This window comes from Enterococcus gallinarum NBRC 100675 (genome assembly GCF_001544275.1).
Classification (GTDB): domain Bacteria; phylum Bacillota; class Bacilli; order Lactobacillales; family Enterococcaceae; genus Enterococcus_D; species Enterococcus_D gallinarum.
On the sequence record NZ_BCQE01000006.1, the window covers coordinates 145,298 to 167,355 of the forward strand.

Sequence of the window (22,058 nt, forward strand, 5' to 3'; positions counted from 1 at the left end):
TTTAAGCCCTTCTAAACTATTTTTGTATTTTCAGTCGTTTGTTTCATGCATTTACAATAAACATGAAAAATTCTAATTTGTGCGGACTGGTGTAATCAATTGAATAAAGCTTCCTTGACTTTCAGTTGGTTCCAAAGTAAATGGTCTGATAGCAGAAATAAAGCGAATCGTGATGCTTGTATCTCCAAAAGCTCTTAAAGCTGCCTTCATGTAATCAGGATTGAAAGAGATTTCCAATGGTTCTCCTGAAACTTGCTCGTAGGATAGATCCTCTTCTACTTTACCAATCTCAGGAGAATTCCCATATAAAATAACAGAATCTTCATTTATTGACAAACGAACAATGTTATTCCTTCCTTCATGTGAAAGTAAAGATGCGCGTTCGATGGCTGACAACAATTCTGGAACTGAAAATTCAATTTCTGTGTTAAAGCTTGATGGTATCAAACGATTTGTATCTGGGTAAGTCCCTTCTAATAGGCGTGAATAGAACTTCATTGTTTTGGTTTGGAACAATACTTGATTATCCATGATGCTGATTTGAATAGCTTCTTCTTCATCTGTTAAAGAACGGGACAATTCAGTCAGACTTTTCCCAGGAATAACGATGTTGAAATTCGCATCCCCGCTTTCTAATGGAATTACTCGTTGACTTAATCGATGGGAATCTGTAGCTACAGCTAATAATTTCTTATTTTCAAGAACAAAATGAACACCGGTTAGAATTGGACGACTTTCGTGCTGTGAAACAGCAAAAACTGTTTCGTTAACAATTTTGTTTAGAATGTGAGCAGGAACTTCGATGCGATCTTGACTTTCGACAACTGGTAAGTGTGGATAACTATCAGCATCTAATCCATTTACAGTAAAGTTAGCTTTCCCTGAAGTTATTGCCACTTGGTTATTTTCTATCACTTCCAGCGTAACAGTATTATCCGGTAAGCGACGAATGATTTCACTAAAAAATCGTGCTTGTAAAACAATTGCTCCTGTTTGTTCAATTTTCATTTGAACTTTTTCTTTCTCTACGCTTAAAAAAGTCTCAATTGAAATATCAGCATTACTTCCTGTCAGAGTTAAACCTTTATCCGTTAGAACTAATTTAACACCTGTAAGGATCGGTATGGTTGTTTTTGATGAAATGGCACGTTGAACGGTTTGTAATTCTTGCATGAACTCTGTTCGATTTAAAGTTACTTTCATTAGGAGCACTCCTTTTATTTATAGTTATTAAATAAAGTAATAGTAGTAATAGGCTTGTTAGTATTGTGGATAACTAGAAAATATCCTTGATACATGAACGAAAACGCCTGTGTATAACCTGTGTATAACTTTTTGACATGTTTTTGCTTTATCCACAACTCAACTAAAGAGAATATTTTTGATTTCTGAAATTTCATTCTTAATAGTAGGATCTGTTTCTGAGAGATGTTGGATTTTTTCATGAGCATGAATGACTGTAGTATGATCTTTACCTCCGAATTCAGCTCCAATTTTAGGTAAAGAATTATCCGTTAGTTCACGAGAAAGAAACATGGCGATTTGCCGAGGTACGACAATTCCTTTAACACGTTTTTTTCCTTTGAGATCATTTATATGGATATGGTAGTATTTTGCAACTTCTTCTTGGATTTGCAATATAGAAACCTGAGTGCTTCCATGACTTGACTTTAATGCTTTGATTGCTTCTGCAGCTAAGCTTGTTGTAATATCCGAATTTTGCATAGTTGCAAATGCTTGTACACGTACTAATGCGCCTTCTAATTCCCGAATATTCGAATCAATTTGTCCTGCGATATAACTCAGTGTATCGTCGGGGATTTCGAGACGTTCAGCTTCTGCTTTTTTTCTTAAAATCGCTGTTCTAGTTTCTAGATCTGGAGGTGTAATATCTACAGATAACCCCCATGCGAACCGTGAAACTAATCGTTCAGGTAACGTAGGTATTTCATTTGGCAAGCGATCACTTGTCAAAACGATCTGCTTGTTATTTCGATAAAGCTCTTCAAATGTATTAAAGAATTCTTCTTGTGTCCCTTCTTTATTGACCAAAAACTGAATATCATCAACAAGTAAGAGATCAACATTTCGGTATTCATTCCGAAAATCTTCCATTTTATTCTTTTGGATCGAAGTAATAAAATCATTAGTGAAGTTTTCACTGCTCACATATTTGATTTTTGCATTTGGTCTTTTTAACAGCATTTGATGTCCGATAGCATGCATCAAGTGAGTTTTTCCTAGACCCACACCACCATAGAAGAATAACGGATTATAGATAGAGCCGGGATCTTCAGCTACAACTAAAGCTGCAGCATGAGCCATCTGATTTCCTTTACCTATAACAAATGTATCAAAAGTATATTTTTCGTTTAGAATGGTTTTTCCTTTTTTTTCTGCTTTTTCAGTAACTGTTTGTTCAACAGAAGGCGATTTTTGCAGAGCTTCTGCTTCTTCAGCAGTGACAAAACTAGGAATTAGTTCTTCACCGGTCTTCATGAAGCCCATCTCAACAATTTTTGCAGCTAGATTTTTTTCCCAATAAGATTTATGAAGATCGCTGGGTACTTCAATCAATAACTGATTTTTTTCAAAAGATAATATGTTGGCTGTTTCGATCCAAGCACTGTAACTTGCTGGATTAAGTTCTTCTTTAAAAGATTTCTGAAGATCTCGCCAAATGGAATCAGCAGATGACATAAATTGTCCTCCTATAGCTAAGAATAGATAATACTAATTTAGCACGGATGGAAGAAGTTTTCCACAGATTATAATAAAAAAGGTTAGAAAAAAATACTTTTCCACATTTATGAAAAAAAGAACAGGAGAAATTCACTTATCAAATTTTCGGTTATCCACAGAGGGTGAGTGTTTGTGGATTGTTACAATGTTCTCTTGTTTATCCACAAGTAACTGTTAATCAAAGTCGTTGATATAAAAGCATTTTCAAGGTTTATGCACAGCTAGAAAAGTGTTTGTGGATAACTTTTTAGAAGGGTGTTTATTTGTGGAAAAAGCAGGAAAAACTTGTGGAAATAAGTTATCCACAAAAATGCAAAATCCACAAGTAACACACAGTTAATTTCGTTTATGTGGAAAACAAGACGGTAAAGTGGGTGAATTTTATATTGACAAAACACTGTCTGACTCGTTATACTATCAAAGTATGTCTATGCGCATAATCATTATTTTGATGGAGGTGTCACTAAATGAAAAGAACTTATCAACCAAATAAACGTAAACGTCAAAAAGTTCACGGATTCCGTAAACGTATGAGTACAAAAAATGGACGTCGTGTTTTAGCAAGTCGTCGTCGTAAAGGCAGAAAGGTTATTTCTGCATAAGCCACTGAATGCCAGTGGTTTTTTTTATGCCGTTTTTTAAGGAATATAGTGAATCCCTTTTACTAAATATGGTATTATTGACAGGTGAGTAACCAAAGTAGAAAGAAATGAAGGAACCAAGATGAGAAAGGCATATCGCGTAAAAACAGAACAGGACTTTCAAAAGGTTTTTCAGAAAGGAAAGTCTTTTGCAAACCGTAAATTTGTTGTCTATGTTCTGCAGAAAGATCAGCCACATTTTCGTGTCGGATTATCTGTAGGAAAAAAAGTAGGAAATGCTGTTAAACGAAATGAGATAAAACGAAAAATCAGAGCAAGTCTCACGGATATGCAACCTAGAATTAAACCTACACTCGATTTCATCGTAATTGCTCGTCCAAGTGTTTCGAATTGCTCTTCTCAAGAAGTATACTCGAATTTAGAGCATGTGTTAAAGCTTGCTAAAATCATTAACTAACGGAAAGGAATTATTTAAGTGAAAAAAGGAAAACGTATCTTACTATTTTTGGGGATCGTCTCATTGGTAGTTGTCTTGTCTGCCTGTAGCGCAACTGGGGAAGTGAATGCGCAAAGTTCAGGATTATGGGATCGTTATATCGTTTATTACTTTGCTGAAGCGATCAAGATGCTATCTTTTGGCAATGCTGGGATTGGGATCATTCTATTTACTCTGATCATTCGGATTATCCTCATGCCTTTAATGCATTTTCAAACAAAGAGTATGCGAAAAACTCAAGAATTGCAGCCAAAATTAAAAGCTCTGCAACAACAATATGCATCGAAAGATAGTGAAACACAAAATAAATTACGTGCAGAAACGCAACGGCTTTATGCAGAAAATAATGTGAATCCTTATGCCGGATGTTTGCCGCTACTTGTCCAAATGCCAATTTTGATGGCATTATGGCAATCGATTTCGCGAGTTCCAGCTTTACAAGAAGGAAAATTTTTGTGGTTACAACTAGGGGACCGAGATCCTTACTTTATTTTACCTATATTAGCTGCACTATTTACATTTGCAAGTACTTATTTGTCTAGTATGAGTCAAATAGAATCAAATGCTAGTTTAAAGATCATGAATTTTGCAATGCCATTGATGATTTTATTGATGGGGATCAATATCGCTAGTGGTTTATCTTTATACTGGGTTGTATCCAATGCATTCCAAGTAGTACAAACGTTGATTTTGAATAATCCATTCAAGATTCGTCAAGAAAGAGAAGAAGCTGCTCGAAAAGAAAGAGAACGAGAAAGAGCGCTGAAGAAAGCAATGAGTCCTAAGAAAAAACGTAAGAAATAAAAGGAGGTTGCAGATAATGCCGATTTATGAAGGTCTTACAGTAGATGAAGCTATCCAAGAAGGATTGTATGCTTTAGGTTTAAACAAGGATCAAGCAGTGATCGATGTTTTGGATGAGGGGAAAAAAGGTTTTTTGGGTATTGGTAAAAAGAATGCCCGCGTATCAATTGAAAGAAGTGCTGCGGATGAATCAAAAATCATCACAGAATCAGTAACTGAAATAATTGAAGAAATCTTAGAACCTGAACTTGAGGAATCAGTGCTTACTGCAAAATCGCAAGCAGATACGGAAGAAAAACCTAACGCAAAGGATCTTTCTGATGATGAAGCACTTACTCATCTTGCTTTATATTTGACTAACATTTCTAAAGCATTGAATGCACCAGCCCTTGTAAAAACAGCACGAGAAGATGGCTTGATCGTTTTTCATCTAGATACACAAAAACAAGGACTCCTGATTGGAAAACATGGAAAAACACTAAATGCTTTACAATATCTGGCACAAGTATATATTCATCGAATCGCAGCAAATAAGCTATCTGTGGTTGTTAATGTAGGTGATTATCGTGAAAAGCGTCAGGCAATTTTAGAGCGTCTGGCCAATAGAACAGCAGAAAAAGTTAAACGCACAGGTAGACCAGTCTTTTTAGAACCTATGCCAGCTTTTGAAAGAAAGCAAATCCATTCTGCATTAAGTAAGGATGCCCAAATACAAACACACTCTGAAGGTGACGAGCCTTATCGGTATTTGGTGGTTGAACCAGCGAAAAAAAACTTTTAAGTCTAAAGGAATGACCTGATTTCAGGTCATTCCTTTTATCATGGAGAAAAAGGAATTGACAAGATATTTGAAACCAAGTATTCTTGACTAGAAATCATTCTTATCAAAGTAAACATACGATGAGTAGTTCTTACTTTGGTGAAAAAAAGAGTCCGTTTGCCACGGACTCTTTTTTTATATTAATTGTATTGGTAGTATCGAGGTTTAGCTGTTTATTGTTGAGGGAAATTAGCCGCCGATTGTAGATTGTGTAAACTGTACAACTGTTCCATAAGCAAAAATTTCTAAAAAAGTTTTCCCGTTTTCTACGATCCGATCATGTTCAAAATGGCAGTTGATTACAGCATTAGCACCATAACTGTGCGCTTTTTCTTTCAGACGAAAGGCAACATCAGAGAGAAGCTCATTCAAATCGATTTCAGGATCAAATAAATCTACTTCAATTTTATCTGCGGCAAAGACAATATCGCGAACAATATATGGCCGATTGACATTTCCGGTAGAAAGAATGATTTCCTTGATGCGAGAAGAAGTATCTATTTTTTTGGACGTATCCATAAAAATCCCTCATTTCTTATTGTTTCCTTTATTTTAAATGTTTTTAGTGTTTGATGCAAAAGATTAAAAGTTTACCAAGTAGACTTGCGACAAAATAAAAAGTATGCTAATCTATTCCCAGAATTTTATATGACAAGCAGTCAAAGTGCTAAGTCTATCCGTTATGAGTTTGACGGGTGGAGTGGGCGCTTTTTTTATGCGAAAAATTAGGAGGAGCTTTAGTATGGTGAGTATTACGCAGGAATTTGATACGATTGCAGCAATATCTACGCCCCCTGGTGAAGGAGCGATCAGTATTGTTCGATTAAGTGGTGAACAAGCAATTTCCATAGCAGATGCTGTCTTTCAATCAGGAAAGAAAAAACTAATAGATGTGAGTAGCCACACGATACATTATGGCCATATTTTTGACCCTGAGAAGTATCAAATGATGGATGAAGTTATGGTATCGATCATGAGAAAACCAAAAACTTTTACTAGAGAAGATGTAGTAGAAATCAATTGTCACGGCGGGATTGTTGTCGTTAATCAAATTTTGCAATTAGTTTTGCGTCAAGGAGCACGGTTGGCTGAACCGGGAGAGTTTACAAAGCGTGCTTTTCTTAATGGACGTGTTGATTTATCTCAAGCTGAAGCAGTGATGGATTTGATTCGTGCAAAAACTGATAAAGCAATGAATCTCGCTATCAACCAATTAGATGGTAACCTCTCAAGATTGATCCGACAACTACGACAAGAGATCTTAGAGACATTGGCACAGGTAGAAGTAAATATCGATTATCCAGAATATGATGATGTCGAAGAATTGACAACACGTTTATTATTAGAAAAGGCAAATCAAGTCCAGAAACAGATACAAGCTCTTTTACAGACAGCACAACAAGGAAAAATTTTACGAGAAGGTCTCAGTACAGCAATTATTGGTCGGCCAAACGTTGGCAAGTCAAGTCTGCTAAATCACTTATTACGGGAAGAGAAAGCAATTGTAACAGATATTGCAGGTACTACTAGAGATATTATTGAAGAGTATGTAAACGTACGTGGTGTGCCTTTAAAGTTAGTTGATACCGCAGGAATTCGTGAAACAGAAGATATCGTTGAGAAAATTGGTGTTGAACGTAGTCGCAAAGCACTCAGTGAAGCGGATTTGATTTTATTAGTACTAAATCAAAGTGAGTCACTCACGCCAGAGGATAAACAATTATTGGATATTACATCTGGAAATAAACGAATCATTTTGCTAAATAAAACAGATTTACCTTCAAGAATCAATCAAGAAGATTTAGTGCCCTATTTAGAGAATGAACCTGCTTTTCCTATTTCGGTATTAACGAGTGAAGGATTGGATCAACTTGAACAAGCAATAGCTGACTTGTTTTTTGGTGGAAATACAGGAGATAAAGATGCCTCTTATCTCTCAAACACTCGTCATATTGCATTATTGGAAAAAGCAGAACATTCATTAGCAGAAGTGATTCAAGGAATTGAAAGTGGAATGCCTGTTGACCTTGTGCAAATCGACATGACTCGTTGCTGGGATTATTTAGGCGAAATTGTTGGAGATAGTGTTCAAGATGAATTAATTACGCAGTTATTTAGTCAATTTTGTTTAGGAAAATAAAATTACCGAAGGAGAATACGATGCAAGAATATCAAGCAGAAGAATATGAAGTCATAGTAGTTGGTGCAGGTCATGCTGGATCTGAGGCTGCTCTTGCAGCTAGCCGTATGGGGTGTAAAACATTATTGTTAACAATCAATTTAGATATGGTTGCATTTATGCCTTGTAATCCATCAGTAGGAGGTCCTGCTAAAGGTGTAGTTGTTAGAGAGATTGATGCTCTCGGGGGCGAAATGGGGAAGAACATCGACAAAACATACATTCAAATGAGAATGTTGAATACAGGTAAAGGACCGGCTGTGCGTGCATTACGTGCACAAGCAGATAAACATGCCTATGCTTCTGAAATGAAAAAAACCATTGAAATGGAGCAAAATTTGACATTACGCCAAGGTATTGTAGAGAAACTGATTGTTGAGGATGGTATTTGTAAAGGCGTTGTTACTGCAACTGGAGCTCGTTACCAAGCAAAATCGGTGATCATTACTGCTGGAACTGCGTTACGTGGGGAAATTATTATTGGTGAACTAAAATATTCTTCGGGACCTAATAATTCTCAACCATCCATTGGACTTGCTGATCATTTAAAAGAGTTAGGTTTAGAAATTGCGCGCTTCAAAACTGGTACCCCGCCACGTGTGAAGTCAAGTACCATCAACTATGATGTAACTGAGATCCAACCCGGTGACGAAGCCCCTAATCACTTTAGTTACAGTACACCAGATAGCCAATACAAAACCAATCAAGAGCCTTGCTGGTTAACCTATACCAATGAACATACACATCAAATCATTAATGATAATCTTCATCGTGCACCAATGTTTACTGGAATCGTTGAAGGGGTTGGAGCAAGGTATTGCCCTTCGATCGAGGACAAAATCGTACGTTTTGCCGATAAATCACGCCACCAATTATTTTTAGAACCAGAAGGTTTAAATACCGAAGAAGTGTATGTCCAAGGGCTTTCAACTTCTCTTCCAGAAGACGTCCAAGTCGATATGCTCCATTCGATTGCCGGGCTTGAAAAAGTTGAGATGATGCGTACAGGTTATGCTATTGAATATGATGTTGTAGTACCACATCAGTTGCGACCAACGTTAGAAACAAAAGTCATCGCTAACCTTTTTACAGCAGGACAAACAAATGGAACGAGCGGATATGAAGAAGCAGCGGGTCAAGGATTGATTGCTGGCATAAATGCTGCTCTTAAGATTCAAGGAAAAGAGCCTTTTATTATGAAACGTAGTGATGGATACATCGGAGTAATGATCGATGATCTAGTAACAAAAGGGACTAATGAGCCATATCGTCTGTTGACATCGAGAGCAGAATATCGGTTGTTGCTGCGTCACGATAATGCGGATCTTCGTCTAACAGAAGTCGGACACCAAATTGGCTTAGTGGAAGAGCCACAATACCAAGCCTATCTAACGAAAAAAGTAGCTGTAGAAGAGGAAATCCAACGTCTAAAAAAAGTACGTATCAAACCAACACCATCTGTTCAAACTTTCCTCAAAGAGAAAGGAACCGCTCCATTAAAAGATGGTGTTCTAGCAAATGAATTTCTACGCCGTCCAGAAGTAAATTATCAAGAACTCTTGCAGTTTATCGAAGCAAACCCTGCATTAAAGCCGAAGGAAATTGAGCAAGTAGAGATTCAGATCAAATATGAAGGATATATCAAAAAAGCCCTTGAAAAAGTGGAAAAACTAAAACGCATGGAAGCAAAACGGATTCCTGAAAACATTGATTATGAAGCAATCAATGGTCTTGCAACTGAAGCAAAACAAAAATTACAAAAAATACAACCAGAAACCATCGCTCAGGCCAGCCGAATTAGTGGCGTAAATCCAGCCGACATAAGTATATTGATGGTTTATATCGAACAAGGAAAAATTGTGAAAATAACAGAACCAGCCTAAAAAGGCTGGTTTTTTTATTCGGAAAAGTCGTAATCTTTTTGATGACTACCGTCTTTTTTAAATACTTCTACACCAGTTTTTTTATTTTCAGCGATTTCTTTTGCCCGAGCAATGGCATCTTCCTTAATATTAAAATGATCACTAGCTCGTTTAGCGCCTTCAGATAAAACAATCCATTTATCTTCTTCAAATTTTACTTGAACATTGGCTGTCAGAAGCTTTTTTGCATTTTTATTTTTGGTATGCGGATCATCTTTTTGAGGATTTTTTTCCTTATGAAATTCTTTCTTTTCTTCTTCACTGGCATTTTCTAGCCATTTTTCCGCTTGGCTAGTAGCAATAGGAATTGCCCGATCGTCTGTATAGCCATCATTCAACAAAGCATTTGCAATATCAATTGCTTTTTTTCGAACCAACGGATCCAAGTTTTTCATTGAAGCAGGATAATCTTTCATATTCCAAGGCATTTTGTACTCCCCCTTTTTTCTTTTAGTTTACCTACTTTTGCCAAAATATGGAAAAAATTGAATTTCAGTACGGAAAGAGAAATAAATTATTTTACCTTCTATATTCTTATTAAAATCCTCTTTGTGTACGCTTTCTTTGCTCATTTTTTATTGAAATTATTTTTGATTTTAAAATTAAATAAGCGTTATATTTCCAAAAAAAAATTTAATGGTTTAGAATTTTGATATAGACAAAAGGAGGATGTAAGATGAGTGAACCTATTTTGAATGATCCGCGCGAACTTTATCAAACAGGTAAATTTAAAAAACAGGATCAAGATACTCCTGCTTTGCAAGAAGAAATGATGCCTGAGCCGGATTGTGGAGAAGAGACATATGAAGGAACAAATCAATTAGAAAATCGACGGGTACTGATTACGGGTGGAGATTCAGGAATTGGTCGAGCGGCAGCCATTGCTTTTGCACGAGAAGGGGCCGATATCGCCTTACATTTTTTTCCAGGAGAAGAAAAAGATGCCGAGGAAGTTGCTCACTATATCGAACAAGCTGGACGTAAAGCTATCCTATTACCATATGATCTGAGAGATGAAGCAGCTCCTCAAGAAATCGTTGAAAAAGCAGTAAAAGGGCTAGGTGGTTTGGATACGCTTGTTTTGAACGCTGCGCAACAAATCACACGTCCCTCTATTTCAGAATTACCCTTTGAGCAAGTAAAAGATACGTTCATGGTGAATATATTATCCATGTTTGCTTTAGTTAAAGCTGCAGAACCTCATCTCCCAGCAGGTGGGGCCATTGTGACAACGACTTCTGTTCAAGCTTTTAGTCCAAGTGCTCATTTAATGGATTATGCTGCAACTAAGGCTGCTATTGCTAGTTTCACAGTTAGTTTGGCAAAACAGTTTGCTGAAAAGGGAATTAGAGTAAACGGTGTAGCACCAGGTCCAATTTGGACACCTTTACAGTTGGATCATGGACAACCTCAGGATCAGTTACCTGAATTTGGCCAAAATTCATTGTTACAACGTGCAGGACAACCAGCCGAGTTAGCACCTGTGTATGTTTTTCTGGCGTCGAACAAAGCAAGCTATGTAACAGCTCAAATTTATGGAGTAACTGGTGGAGAAGCAATCAATCTATAAGAAGTGATCAAATATTAGGAGGTGTCTTATGAATAAAGGATGGAAAACTTTAGCGATTGTAGTTTCATTGATTTTTATTACTGTGTTATTGCCAATATTATTATTGGGCAATCCTTATTTTAGTTTACCGTTTGGCTTAGATCGAAAAGAAAGATTTATTTCCTTCTTTTTCACGAATTATTTCCTACAACAATATCTTTTTTGGGCAGCAGCAGTTCTAATTATCTTTTTCCTTTGTGTCATTCTAGTTATTATCTTCTATCCTAGAACAAAAGCTACTTTTGTTTTGAAAGAGGATAAAGGAACATTGTCGATCGATAAAAAGGCAATTGAAGGTTTAGTACGAACAAAGGTTAGTGAAAAAGAATTCGTTGATGGACCTAAAGTGAATGTTAAAGCAACTAAAAATCGAATCAGCGTAAAAATCAAAGGAAAATTGAAACGTACTTCTGCATTGGTAGGTAAAACAGAAAATTTGATGACTGAGATCCAGCAAGATTTGCAGAGAACGTTAGGATCAAGTGACAAAGTCAAAGTCGATGTTTCTTATACGAACTACGAAGAACAGAACACTACAGAAAATCCACGTGTAGAATAGGAGGTCTATCAATGAAAGAGCTTGAACAATATAAGATCCCTATTATCTTTGGAGCGATTGGATTAGTGTTAGCTTTACTATTTGTCAGCATTGGCTTTTTCAAAACACTACTGATCATTGTGCTCACAGGATTAGGCTTTGCCCTAGGGATGTACGTACAGAGAACGGGAATGTTAGATCAATTTCTAAAACAATAAGAACTCAGGAGGAATTTAAATGAATAACGAAAAAAACGAATTAAAAAATGAAAAACCAGTAAGTGCACATCCAGATCCAGTCGTACCAAACACGGATCATACGACAAAAGAAAACGATATTCCGATGACAGAAGCACCAGACCCAGTTGTACCTCATGCGAAAGAAGCGGTTGAACAGCACCAAGCAACAGTTGGAAACCAACATCATAATCAGACAGAAAAACCTAGTGGATTTCAAGGTCCTACTGGAGAAACAGCAGTAAATGGTTCTTTGACCTATGATGATAAAGTTATTCAAAAAAATATTGGTATCGCTCTGGAAGATGTTGATGGTCTGTTAACAGTTGATGGAGGGTTTTTCTCAAATATTGCAGAGAAATTAGTAAATACAGATAATGTAACCTCTGGGATCAATACTGAAGTTGGCAAAAAACAAGTCGCTGTTGATATGGATATTGTGGTAGAGTACGGACGAAATATTCCAGAAGTTGCTGAGAAAGTTAAAGAAGTGATTCATAGAGAAGTAGCCAATATGACTCAGCTAGATGTAATTGAAGTCAATATCAATGTGGTCGACATTAAGTCAGAAGCTGAGTATCAAGAAGATAGCGAGACAGTTCAAGATAAAGTCTCCAACGCGGCATCAAAAACAGGAGATTTTGCTTCTCGACAAACAGAAAAAGCTAAAGGTGCAGTAGAACGAACATCTGATCGTATGCAAGAAAATAATGAATCTCGCGTTCATTAATTAATAATAGAAAAAATAAGAGCTATCCTTCATGTTGAAGGATAGCTCTTATTTTATCGATAAATTTTTTTGAAAAACAGATTCTTTCTTTCTATATTATTTAACTAAAAAATTGATAGAACGGATAATACACTTTTATAGTTGCTTATTGTCTATTCATACAAGTAACAATTTCATCAGAATACAGACACACTTTTGTAATTGTATTTTTTAAGTATAGTGAGTTAGTATTTACCGGTCATGGAAAATGATGCATTTTTTTGTTTGAGTACAAGTTCAAATTTTTGCCATAAACTAACCATAAACAATTAAATAAAAACCGTCGGGGAAAAATTAAAATCTCTTTGAAAGCAATGTATTCCTATTGCATCTCAAAACTTTTTGCGTTAAAGTAGGAATTAGTCTGTGAAACATTTTTCTGTTTCACAAAAATAGAAAGGATTCATTATGCTGCCAGAAGAATTTCAAAAACAATTATCTATTCAAGGAATTGAGTTGTCATCTGAACAGCTCAAGCAATTTGCTACTTACTATGATCGGTTGATTGAATGGAATCAAAAAATGAACCTCACTGCAATTACCGATCAAAAAGAAGTATATTTGAAACACTTTTATGATTCGATTTCTTTAGCTTTTGTGACAGCATTCAAAGAAGATGCACATTTATGTGATGTCGGTTCTGGAGCAGGTTTTCCTAGTATTCCATTGAAAATCATCTTCCCACAACTAAAGATAACAATCGTTGATTCACTGAATAAACGGATTACTTTTCTACAAACTTTAGTGGCAGATTTAGGTTTAAAAGATGTTTACTTGTTTCACGATCGAGCAGAAACATTTGGTCAAAAAGAGTTCCGAGAATCCTTTGATTATGTCACTGCTCGAGCAGTGGCTCGTTTAAATATTTTAACGGAACTATGCTTGCCCCTCGTTAAAAAGAATGGGTATTTCTTTGCCTTAAAAGCAACAAAAAGCGAAGAAGAATTAATAGAAGCAAAATCAGCAATCGCATTACTTGGTGGTAAGTTTATTGAAGAAAAAAAATTGACATTGCCTGTTAGTAATGATGAACGGCATCTTTTGATCATCAAAAAAACGAAAGAAACGCCAAAAAAATACCCGCGCAAACCTGGTTTGCCGGCGAAACAACCAATCAAGTAGGAGGAAGCAGAATGGCACGTATTATTTCGGTGGCAAATCAAAAAGGCGGCGTAGGCAAAACAACAACTACAGTCAATCTGGGTGCTTGTTTGGCCTATGTAGGTAAAAAAGTCTTACTAGTAGATATTGATGCTCAAGGAAACGCCACGAGTGGAGTAGGAATTCGTAAACCAGATGTTGATAAAGATATCTACGATGTATTGGTGAATGAAACACCAATCGTAGAGGCAATATTGCCAAGTAGTCGTGAGAATTTAGATATTGTTCCTGCGACGATTCAATTAGCTGGTGCTGAAATTGAATTAACTTCAATGATGGCTCGGGAATCTCGTTTGAAATCGGCATTGAATGAAATTAAAGATCAATATGACTATATATTTATTGATTGCCCCCCCTCTCTTGGACATTTGACGATCAACGCTTTTACAGCCAGCGACTCTATTTTAATACCCGTTCAATGTGAATATTACGCATTGGAAGGACTAAGTCAGTTATTGAATACCGTGCGTCTAGTTCAAAAGCACTTTAATCCTGAATTAGAAATTGAAGGTGTTTTGTTGACAATGTACGATGCACGGACAAATCTAGGTGCTGAAGTAGTAGAAGAAGTTCGTCGTTATTTCCAAGAAAAAGTTTATGAGACAATTATTCCACGTAATGTACGCTTATCAGAAGCCCCAAGTCATGGTCTATCTATTATTGATTATGACCCACGTTCAAAGGGTGCTGAAGTATATCAGACATTAGCAAAGGAAGTGTTAACTCGTGAAAAATAAAGGGAAAGGTTTAGGACGGGGGATCGATGCACTATTTCAAGATCTTCAAGGCTTAGAAGAAGTAGATATCAAAACAGAGGAAGTGGTTGAGCTCCCTTTAAATGAATTAAGACCAAACCCTTACCAGCCACGTAAAACCTTCGATGAAGTCTCACTTCAAGAACTAGCTAATTCAATTCAACACGCAGGTGTTTTTCAGCCGATTATTGTTAGAAAATCTACTGTAAAGGGCTATGAAATCATTGCTGGTGAACGACGTTTTCGTGCATCCAAGTTAGCAAAAAAAGAAACGATACCTGCAATTATTCGTGATTTTGATGAAGAAGCAATGATGCAAGTAGCTGTTCTAGAGAATCTGCAAAGAGAAGATTTAAATCCTTTAGAAGAGGCTGAAGCGTATGAAATGCTGATGAAAAATCTTAAATTAACACAAGCAGAAGTGGCAACACGATTAGGCAAAAGTCGTCCTTATATTGCAAATTATCTTCGTCTATTATCATTGCCAAAATTGGTAAAAGAGATGGTACAAGATGAACGCTTATCAATGGGACAAGCGCGCACACTGCTAGGGTTAAAAAACAAAGATCTGATTTTAAAATTAGCTAATCGCTGTGTAAAAGAAAATCTTACTGTTCGCCAGTTAGAACAATTAGTGTCTGAAATGAATGATGCCAAAAATGAGAAGAAGAAAATTCCTCGTTTGATTCGTGAAAAACCCTATTATTTGCGGGAAAGTGAAGAACGACTAATGGACAAGTTTGGGACAAATGTTGAAATCCATGAAAAGGAAGGTAAGGGGAAAATAGAGATTGAGTACCTTTCACAGAAAGATTTGACACGAATCCTTGATTTATTGAATATTCAATTTGATGAAGCTTGAGGTGATAAATATGTATGATCTTGGTGACATTGTTGAAATGAAAAAACCCCATGCATGTAAAGCAAACCGTTGGGAAATTATCCGTATGGGTGCGGACATCAAAATAAAATGTACGAACTGTGGCCATATTGTTATGCTTACTCGCCGTGAGTTCGACAAAAAAATGAAAAAAATCCTAGAAAAAAAAGAGAAAGAGTGAAATAATAAATGGCTTTAACTGCTGGAATCGTTGGACTACCTAATGTAGGTAAATCTACTTTATTTAATGCTATAACGAAAGCTGGAGCAGAAGCAGCAAACTATCCTTTTGCTACGATCGATCCAAATGTAGGGATGGTTGAAGTCCCTGATTGGCGTTTACAACGTTTGACGGAATTAGTACATCCTAAAAAAACTGTACCGACAACATTTGAATTTACGGATATCGCAGGAATCGTTCGCGGAGCTAGTAAAGGAGAAGGACTAGGAAATCAATTTCTAAGTCATATCCGTCAGGTAGATGCTATTTGTCATGTAGTCCGTTGTTTTGATGATGACAATATTACACACGTTGAAGGACGGGTAGATCCACTAGCGGATATCGATACTATCAATTTAGAATTAGTCTTGGCTGATTTAGAATCTATCAATAAACGTTATGCACGTGTTGCTAAAGTTGCGAAAACAAAAGATAAAGATGCTGTAGCTGAATTAGCAGTTTTAGATAAAATTAAACCTGTTTTAGAAGAAGGTTTATCCGCACGTTCTATCGAATTTACCGAAGAAGAACAAAAAATCGTTAGAGGATTGTTTTTGCTGACAACAAAACCTGTTCTATATGTAGCAAACGTTGCAGAAGATGATGTGGCAAATGCAGAAGAGAATCCATATGTTAAAAGTGTGAAAGAATTTGCCGAGAGTGAACATGCGGAAGTGATCGTCATTAGTGCTCGAGCAGAAGAAGAAATCGCTGAATTGGATGATGAAGATAAAGCAGAATTTTTGGAAGCTTTAGGCATTGAAGAATCTGGTTTAGATCAACTGATTCGTGCGGCCTATGATTTATTAGGATTAGCCACTTACTTTACAGCTGGGGAACAAGAGGTTCGTGCATGGACTTTCCGAAAAGGAATCAAAGCGCCTCAAGCTGCAGGAATTATTCATACAGATTTCGAGCGAGGGTTTATCCGTGCAGAAACTGTTTCCTTTGAAGATTTGGATAAGTATGGCAATATGCATGCAGCAAAAGAAGCTGGGCGTGTTCGTTTAGAAGGAAAAGAATACGTCGTTCAAGACGGCGATGTTATGTTATTCCGTTTTAATGTATAAAAGGCTTTCTTCCAAAAAAAAATATGGTAAAATGTCCTTTGTGAAGAAATCACGCAGAAGGGAGAAATGATTTATGGAACCAGAAACTCTGCGCTCGTATGTTTCCGAAAATCGTGAATTAGAAAAACAACTAACAAAACGTAACCAACAATATATTTTTGATTTAAAAAAATCTTTGGAGGCAGCTAATCTTTCTGAAGAAGAAAAAACTGTCGCATTACATGAGATGTTACCGATTCTTGTTCAAGAACAAAAAGGTGGTAAAACCGCTAGACAACTTTTTGGGACAGTCTCTGAACGTACGGAAGCAATCATCACGAAGCCAGTTGAACAAAAAGAATCAGGTCCATTCTTGATGTGGTTAGACAATACGTTGCTTATTTTAGGTATTTTTGGATTAATGCTCGGCGTGATGGGGGTATTTACAAAAGGTCAAGCACAGCCTTACGGATTGTTGACCCTCTTCTTAATGGCCATGTTAGCTGGTTGGGTCTTCTACTTAATGTACAAGTACATGTATCAATATGAACGTCCAGGCGCAGATAAAAGTAAACGTCCGAAAATGTGGAAAATTATTTTGATTTTAGTTGGAGCTTTCTTAGTATGGATCGTGACTATCTCACTTTCTGCTATGCTTCAACCACCACTTAATCCACAGGTCGACCCATTAATCGAAATTGTGATTGGGGCTGTGGCACTAGCAGCTAAATATTACTTGAAGAAGAAATACAATATTATTAGTAGCTTATCTGTTCCTAGAGGATAATAATAAGTTCCCACATGTCATTAATGCGTGTGGGTCTTTTTTATTATGTGTCATACAAGAGGGAGAAAATAGAAATCTTTTGTGATTGTGGCTGTTTTCTCAGATTACACAGGAATAAATAAGAAAGCTTTCCGAATAGTTGACTTATGAAAAAATATTTGCTATTTTTTTAAAAATACATATTAACTTTAAGGAGTGGTTACAAAAATGTCCAACTGGGAAACCAAATTTGTAAAAAAAGGGTTAACGTTTGATGATGTATTATTGATACCTGCAGAAAGTCATGTGTTGCCAAATGATGTGGATATGCATGTGCAGCTTGCAAAAAATATTACGTTAAATATACCGATCATGAGTGCCAGTATGGATACAGTAACTGATAGTAAAATGGCAATATCAATGGCTCGTCAAGGTGGATTAGGGGTCATTCATAAAAATATGAGTATTGCTGCTCAAGCAGATGAAGTGCGGAAAGTAAAACGTTCTGAAAGTGGCGTAATCATTGATCCGTTCTTCTTAACACCTAGTCATCTAGTAGCAGATGCAGAACACCTTATGAGTAAATACCGAATCAGCGGGGTCCCTATTGTTGAAACAATGGAGAATCGTAAACTAGTTGGAATCATCACGAATCGAGATATGCGTTTTGTTACGGATTATTCAATCGCAATTTCTGATGTAATGACCAAAGAAAAATTAGTTACGGCACCGGTTGGTACTTCTTTGAAAGATGCAGAGAAAATCTTGCAAAAACATAAGATCGAAAAATTACCGATCGTTGATGATGAAGGTATTTTAAGTGGTTTGATTACGATCAAAGATATTGAAAAAGTTATTGAATTCCCCAACGCGGCTAAAGATACTCATGGCCGTTTATTAGTAGCGGCAGCTGTAGGTGTGACCAGTGATACCTTTGAAAGAGCACAAGCATTGTTAGACGCTGGAGCAGATGCGATTGTAATCGATACTGCTCATGGACATAGTGCAGGCGTACTGCGTAAAATTTCTGAAATCAGAGCACATTTTCCTGAAGCAACATTAATTGCAGGGAATGTCGCAACTGCTGAGGGAACAAAAGCTCTATACGACGCTGGTGTGGATGTCGTTAAAGTTGGTATTGGTCCTGGTTCCATCTGTACGACACGTGTTGTCGCTGGTGTAGGTGTCCCTCAGTTAACGGCTATTTATGATGCTGCCTCAGTGGCTCGACAATATGGAAAAGCCATTATTGCAGATGGTGGTATCAAATACTCTGGTGATATTGTAAAAGCTTTGGCTGCGGGTGGACATGCAGTTATGCTAGGAAGTATGTTGGCAGGAACGGATGAATCTCCAGGGGAATTTGAAATTTATCAAGGTCGACGTTTCAAAACCTATCGGGGAATGGGGTCACTAGGAGCTATGGAAAAAGGTTCAAGTGATCGTTATTTCCAAGGTGGAGTTAATGAAGCAAATAAGCTTGTTCCAGAAGGAATTGAAGGCCGAGTGGCTTATAAAGGCAGTGTTGCAGATATTTTATTCCAAATGATCGGCGGTCTAAAATCAGGGATGGGATATGTTGGAGCAGCGAACTTAAAACAACTAAGAGATGAAGCACAGTTTATCCAAATGAGCGGAAATGGTTTGAAAGAATCTCACCCTCACGATGTGCAAATTACTAAAGAAGCACCAAATTATTCTGTGAAGTCTTAGAAATTGTTTCACGTGAAAACATTAAATAAAAATGGCGGCCAGTAGTCTTAATAAGACACTGACCGCCATTTTTTGTATGAGAAAATTATTCATTTGATTTCAATGCGTCGATCATATCAACATGCTTCAATTTATAATGAGTAACCAACATAACAATGATTGTAAATAAAATGGTCATGCCGCCGGCTAACGCATAAGCAGCCCAACTAATCACTAATGGAAAAACCATGTTTTCCATTGATGCCTGTCGGAGAATAAAATCAGTCAGTAAGTATCCGACTCCATAACCAGCTAGAATCCCTAGCAAAGTAAAGACAACATTCTCACGAACAATATACATTGTAACTTCTTTGTCGTAAAAACCTAAAACTTTAATTGTAGAGAGTTCCCGAATCCTTTCCGATACATTAATGTTTGTTAAATTGTATAGAACAACAAATGCCAAGGCGCCAGATAAAATGACCAAGATAAGAACAATGGAATTCAGATTTCCCATGGACTCATTTTGCGCTTTGATTTGACTAGACAGGAAGGTAGTATTCTGAACTTGGTCTGTTTTCAATAGTTCTTTAGCTAATGCGTCTTCTTGCTTTTGTTTCATCTTTTTACTCTTGATAAGAAGCGATGTAGGCTGATAGTTTGTATTTGTTGCTTTTTCATAGTCGTTTCTAGAAAGATAAAGTGAGTTACCTAAATAATTTTCAGCGATGCCAGCTACCTTCACTGTTACAGCTGTTTGATCCTTATCATAAAAGGTTAGCTCATCTCCAATGTGGATATCAAAAAGCTCCGCATATTTCATCGTTAGGATGGCCCCATCATCTAGTGACATTTTTTTTCCATCGGCAGAGTGTAGATGCATATAGTTCGAAAATGAGTCAGTATCAGAAGGTACCACTAAAGACAGACTTTGCTTTCCTTGTTCTTTGGACCGTAACTCAATTGTTTCATTCAATACAAGCAGGGATTGTTGAATTGTTGGATCTTCTTCTAATATTTCAAAAACTTCGGTATTGTTTGCTTTACTATCTTTTAATGTGACGATTGCTTGGTAATCAGTGATAGGACCAAATTGTTTTTGCGAAACAGCACTTAATGAATCTTTTAGACCCACTCCAGCGACCATAAGTCCTGCACATCCTGCGATCCCAATTATTGCCATAATCATTCGTGACTTATAGCGAAAAATGTTTCGGTAACTGATTTTTTGATTAAAGCTCAAGCGTGACCAAAGTGGTTGAATGTATTCTAGAAAAATTCTTTTCCCTGGCTTTGGTGCACGTGCCTGCAATAGTTGCGCTGGTTTTTCTCGCAAATCACGATAGAGGACAACAAGGGCTGCACCTAAAGTAGCAAGAATAAAGGCGACTGTAGCTTGAATGATTGGCCCCCAAACATAGTAAACTCGGACACCACCTAAAAGATACCGTTCACTAGAAAGAAAATAGATTAGTCGAGGTAGAAATTCGATACCTAGTACAGCTCCTAAGAGAATTCCTATACTAGATGATAAAAGAGCATAGATGATATATTTTCGAGCTATCTCTCTTTTTGCATATCCCAAAGCCTTTAATGTGCCAATTTCTTTTCGATTTTCTTCTACCATTCTAGTCATGGTGGTAAAAGTTATTAAAGCTGCTATAAAAAAGAAGAATACTGGAAAGACATTTGCAATTGCTGCTATACGATCAGATAAACCGCCGTATTCTTGAAACCCAGGATTATCTTTTCTTAGATTAAATAAATAAGTAGGCTCTTCCATTTCATTTATTTCATCTTCTTTTTTTTGTAATGTAGATTCTGCATCAGCTAACTTCTCTTTTTCTTCATTGATTTGATTTTGTTGTTTAGTCAATGTCGATTCAGCAGTTTTCAGTTGTTCAATAGCACCAGCTTGTTGTTGAGACGGTAACAGAAGGATTGCACTTTTTTGTTGTTCAATCTGAGCTTTAGCAGCATCTAATTCTGTTTGTGCATCTAATAGCTGCGCTTTTCCAGTTTCAATTTTTTCCTTAGCAGGTTTCAATTCTTCCATTGCGTCATGTTTGATTTCTGCTACACGTTCTTGTGGACGATCAGCAAAAAGCGTTTCTACTTTTTCTTGATTCTTTTCCATTTTTTCTTGATAGGAATCAGAGTAAGTTTCTAAATCTTTCACATTATCAAAAGACAGATAGAGCACCGATTGGACATCACTCAGAAATTGATTTTCGGGAAGGTAAGCAAAATATGTTACTGTACCACTGCCAACATTCGCATAGCCTCGTTCAGCTTTACTGATAAATAGGGGAGAGTCGGCAAAACCAACGATTTTGAAGTTTTTATCCTTTATAGTATCCTGCGAGTCGATAGTATAAGTATCGTTTAACTGATAGCCATATTCTTTCGCTTGTGTATCTAAGACAATTTCATTGCTATTCTTTGGTAAATGGCCTTCTTCAAGGATTAATGCGTTTTGTTCATGGTTTTTGTTGTAAGAATTGATTTGGACGACTTCATCTGCTTCTGCTACATAATAAAATTGGTAGCCTGATTCCACTTGAATCCCTGACTCTTTAGCTACTTTAAGATCTTGATCGGTGATACCTAGTGTTGATGTAACCTGCATATCGGCTAAGTTATGTTCATCAACGTAAGTACTTGCAGAATGATTCAAAATAGGCCCAGTTGCTTTGACACCTACATACAAAAAAGTACCTAGAAAGATGATTAATACAATAGCGATAAATCTTCCTTTAGACTGTTTGATTTCTCGTAAGCTTGCTTTTAAATACGTCTTATTTTTCATTTATTTCCT

At 36.7% G+C, this 22,058-nt stretch carries 22 protein-coding genes; 17 read left to right on the plus strand and 5 right to left on the minus strand.

Annotation, left to right across the window (positions count from 1 at the left end; translation table 11 throughout):
• Positions 1-72: 72 nt before the first annotated feature.
• A complete protein-coding gene (gene dnaN / locus EG2_RS04840) occupies positions 73-1,203 on the minus strand; it encodes a DNA polymerase III subunit beta (protein ID WP_060813754.1) in 1,131 nt (376 codons plus the stop codon).
• A 159-nt stretch (positions 1,204-1,362) separates the two neighbouring features.
• On the minus strand, positions 1,363-2,700 hold the full coding sequence (gene dnaA / locus EG2_RS04845; protein ID WP_003129244.1) for a chromosomal replication initiator protein DnaA: 1,338 nt from the start codon (positions 2,698-2,700) through the stop codon (positions 1,363-1,365).
• Between the two features lie 509 nt (positions 2,701-3,209).
• On the opposite strand from dnaA, the gene rpmH reads away from it, so the two are divergent.
• The 4 genes from rpmH to jag all read left to right on the plus strand — a co-directional run bounded on the left by rpmH (position 3,210) and on the right by jag (position 5,425).
• Complete coding sequence (gene rpmH, locus EG2_RS04850; protein ID WP_002356012.1) at positions 3,210-3,344, plus strand: 50S ribosomal protein L34; 135 nt, start codon at positions 3,210-3,212, stop codon at positions 3,342-3,344.
• A gap of 121 nt (positions 3,345-3,465) precedes the next feature.
• Positions 3,466-3,801, plus strand: a complete 336-nt coding sequence (gene rnpA, locus EG2_RS04855) for a ribonuclease P protein component (RefSeq protein ID WP_003129188.1) — start codon at positions 3,466-3,468, stop codon at positions 3,799-3,801.
• An 18-nt stretch (positions 3,802-3,819) separates the two neighbouring features.
• Positions 3,820-4,644 (plus strand): membrane protein insertase YidC, encoded by an 825-nt coding sequence (locus tag EG2_RS04860; RefSeq protein WP_003129186.1) that lies wholly within the window; start codon positions 3,820-3,822, stop codon positions 4,642-4,644.
• A gap of 16 nt (positions 4,645-4,660) precedes the next feature.
• A complete protein-coding gene (jag, locus tag EG2_RS04865) occupies positions 4,661-5,425 on the plus strand; it encodes an RNA-binding cell elongation regulator Jag/EloR (protein ID WP_060813755.1) in 765 nt (254 codons plus the stop codon).
• Positions 5,426-5,653: 228 nt separating this feature from the next.
• Here the strand turns inward: jag and EG2_RS04870 are convergent, their stop codons facing one another.
• The gene (locus EG2_RS04870) at positions 5,654-5,983 is read right to left on the minus strand and encodes a heavy metal-binding domain-containing protein (RefSeq protein WP_060813756.1); all 330 of its coding nucleotides are present in this window, start codon (positions 5,981-5,983) and stop codon (positions 5,654-5,656) included.
• 223 nt (positions 5,984-6,206) lie between these two features.
• Here EG2_RS04870 and mnmE point away from each other — a divergent pair, with 223 nt between their 5' ends.
• On the plus strand, positions 6,207-7,604 hold the full coding sequence (gene mnmE, locus EG2_RS04875) for a tRNA uridine-5-carboxymethylaminomethyl(34) synthesis GTPase MnmE (RefSeq protein ID WP_060813757.1): 1,398 nt from the start codon (positions 6,207-6,209) through the stop codon (positions 7,602-7,604).
• A gap of 20 nt (positions 7,605-7,624) precedes the next feature.
• Entirely contained in the window at positions 7,625-9,526 is a 1,902-nt protein-coding gene (mnmG, locus tag EG2_RS04880) for a tRNA uridine-5-carboxymethylaminomethyl(34) synthesis enzyme MnmG (RefSeq protein WP_060813758.1), read from the plus strand.
• Positions 9,527-9,540: 14 nt separating this feature from the next.
• On the opposite strand, the gene EG2_RS04885 is transcribed toward mnmG, so the two are convergent.
• Positions 9,541-9,993 carry a DUF2188 domain-containing protein gene (locus EG2_RS04885; protein ID WP_060813759.1) on the minus strand — a complete coding sequence of 151 codons (453 nt, stop codon included), beginning with the start codon at positions 9,991-9,993 and terminating at the stop codon, positions 9,541-9,543.
• A gap of 248 nt (positions 9,994-10,241) precedes the next feature.
• On the opposite strand from EG2_RS04885, the gene EG2_RS04890 reads away from it, so the two are divergent.
• The 11 genes from EG2_RS04890 to guaB all read left to right on the plus strand — a co-directional run bounded on the left by EG2_RS04890 (position 10,242) and on the right by guaB (position 19,261).
• Positions 10,242-11,135, plus strand: coding sequence for an SDR family oxidoreductase (locus EG2_RS04890; protein ID WP_003129177.1), 894 nt, complete (start codon positions 10,242-10,244; stop codon positions 11,133-11,135).
• A gap of 28 nt (positions 11,136-11,163) precedes the next feature.
• Positions 11,164-11,733, plus strand: coding sequence for an alkaline shock response membrane anchor protein AmaP (amaP, locus tag EG2_RS04895; RefSeq protein ID WP_060813760.1), 570 nt, complete (start codon positions 11,164-11,166; stop codon positions 11,731-11,733).
• An 11-nt stretch (positions 11,734-11,744) separates the two neighbouring features.
• Positions 11,745-11,930 (plus strand): DUF2273 domain-containing protein, encoded by a 186-nt coding sequence (locus EG2_RS04900; protein WP_003129173.1) that lies wholly within the window; start codon positions 11,745-11,747, stop codon positions 11,928-11,930.
• Between the two features lie 19 nt (positions 11,931-11,949).
• Positions 11,950-12,678 (plus strand): Asp23/Gls24 family envelope stress response protein, encoded by a 729-nt coding sequence (locus EG2_RS04905; RefSeq protein ID WP_060813761.1) that lies wholly within the window; start codon positions 11,950-11,952, stop codon positions 12,676-12,678.
• Between the two features lie 447 nt (positions 12,679-13,125).
• The gene (gene rsmG / locus EG2_RS04910; protein WP_060813762.1) at positions 13,126-13,839 is read left to right on the plus strand and encodes a 16S rRNA (guanine(527)-N(7))-methyltransferase RsmG; all 714 of its coding nucleotides are present in this window, start codon (positions 13,126-13,128) and stop codon (positions 13,837-13,839) included.
• 11 nt (positions 13,840-13,850) lie between these two features.
• Positions 13,851-14,615, plus strand: coding sequence for a ParA family protein (locus EG2_RS04915; protein ID WP_003129169.1), 765 nt, complete (start codon positions 13,851-13,853; stop codon positions 14,613-14,615).
• Entirely contained in the window at positions 14,605-15,495 is an 891-nt protein-coding gene (locus EG2_RS04920; RefSeq protein WP_003129168.1) for a ParB/RepB/Spo0J family partition protein, read from the plus strand. Before EG2_RS04915 ends, EG2_RS04920 begins: the two co-directional genes overlap by 11 nt.
• Before the next feature lie 10 nt (positions 15,496-15,505).
• Positions 15,506-15,694, plus strand: coding sequence for a DUF951 domain-containing protein (locus EG2_RS04925; RefSeq protein ID WP_021148890.1), 189 nt, complete (start codon positions 15,506-15,508; stop codon positions 15,692-15,694).
• Between the two features lie 8 nt (positions 15,695-15,702).
• The gene (gene ychF / locus EG2_RS04930; RefSeq protein WP_003129166.1) at positions 15,703-16,803 is read left to right on the plus strand and encodes a redox-regulated ATPase YchF; all 1,101 of its coding nucleotides are present in this window, start codon (positions 15,703-15,705) and stop codon (positions 16,801-16,803) included.
• A 73-nt stretch (positions 16,804-16,876) separates the two neighbouring features.
• Positions 16,877-17,569 (plus strand): DUF1129 domain-containing protein, encoded by a 693-nt coding sequence (locus EG2_RS04935; protein WP_003129165.1) that lies wholly within the window; start codon positions 16,877-16,879, stop codon positions 17,567-17,569.
• Between the two features lie 207 nt (positions 17,570-17,776).
• A complete protein-coding gene (guaB, locus tag EG2_RS04940) occupies positions 17,777-19,261 on the plus strand; it encodes an IMP dehydrogenase (RefSeq protein ID WP_003129164.1) in 1,485 nt (494 codons plus the stop codon).
• Positions 19,262-19,346: 85 nt separating this feature from the next.
• On the opposite strand, the gene EG2_RS04945 is transcribed toward guaB, so the two are convergent.
• Complete coding sequence (locus EG2_RS04945) at positions 19,347-22,049, minus strand: ABC transporter permease (protein ID WP_060813763.1); 2,703 nt, start codon at positions 22,047-22,049, stop codon at positions 19,347-19,349.
• Positions 22,050-22,058: the final 9 nt, after the last annotated feature.

Coding starts and splice junctions, on each gene's coding strand:
- dnaN (WP_060813754.1), bottom strand. CDS start 1,203: ATGAAAGTAACTTTAAATCGAACAGAGTTCATGCAAGAATTACAAACC.
- dnaA (WP_003129244.1), bottom strand. CDS start 2,700: ATGTCATCTGCTGATTCCATTTGGCGAGATCTTCAGAAATCTTTTAAA.
- rpmH (WP_002356012.1), top strand. CDS start 3,210: ATGAAAAGAACTTATCAACCAAATAAACGTAAACGTCAAAAAGTTCAC.
- rnpA (WP_003129188.1), top strand. CDS start 3,466: ATGAGAAAGGCATATCGCGTAAAAACAGAACAGGACTTTCAAAAGGTT.
- jag (WP_060813755.1), top strand. CDS start 4,661: ATGCCGATTTATGAAGGTCTTACAGTAGATGAAGCTATCCAAGAAGGA.
- EG2_RS04870 (WP_060813756.1), bottom strand. CDS start 5,983: ATGGATACGTCCAAAAAAATAGATACTTCTTCTCGCATCAAGGAAATC.
- mnmE (WP_060813757.1), top strand. CDS start 6,207: ATGGTGAGTATTACGCAGGAATTTGATACGATTGCAGCAATATCTACG.
- mnmG (WP_060813758.1), top strand. CDS start 7,625: ATGCAAGAATATCAAGCAGAAGAATATGAAGTCATAGTAGTTGGTGCA.
- EG2_RS04885 (WP_060813759.1), bottom strand. CDS start 9,993: ATGCCTTGGAATATGAAAGATTATCCTGCTTCAATGAAAAACTTGGAT.
- EG2_RS04890 (WP_003129177.1), top strand. CDS start 10,242: ATGAGTGAACCTATTTTGAATGATCCGCGCGAACTTTATCAAACAGGT.
- amaP (WP_060813760.1), top strand. CDS start 11,164: ATGAATAAAGGATGGAAAACTTTAGCGATTGTAGTTTCATTGATTTTT.
- EG2_RS04900 (WP_003129173.1), top strand. CDS start 11,745: ATGAAAGAGCTTGAACAATATAAGATCCCTATTATCTTTGGAGCGATT.
- EG2_RS04905 (WP_060813761.1), top strand. CDS start 11,950: ATGAATAACGAAAAAAACGAATTAAAAAATGAAAAACCAGTAAGTGCA.
- rsmG (WP_060813762.1), top strand. CDS start 13,126: ATGCTGCCAGAAGAATTTCAAAAACAATTATCTATTCAAGGAATTGAG.
- EG2_RS04915 (WP_003129169.1), top strand. CDS start 13,851: ATGGCACGTATTATTTCGGTGGCAAATCAAAAAGGCGGCGTAGGCAAA.
- EG2_RS04925 (WP_021148890.1), top strand. CDS start 15,506: ATGTATGATCTTGGTGACATTGTTGAAATGAAAAAACCCCATGCATGT.
- ychF (WP_003129166.1), top strand. CDS start 15,703: ATGGCTTTAACTGCTGGAATCGTTGGACTACCTAATGTAGGTAAATCT.
- EG2_RS04935 (WP_003129165.1), top strand. CDS start 16,877: ATGGAACCAGAAACTCTGCGCTCGTATGTTTCCGAAAATCGTGAATTA.
- guaB (WP_003129164.1), top strand. CDS start 17,777: ATGTCCAACTGGGAAACCAAATTTGTAAAAAAAGGGTTAACGTTTGAT.
- EG2_RS04945 (WP_060813763.1), bottom strand. CDS start 22,049: ATGAAAAATAAGACGTATTTAAAAGCAAGCTTACGAGAAATCAAACAG.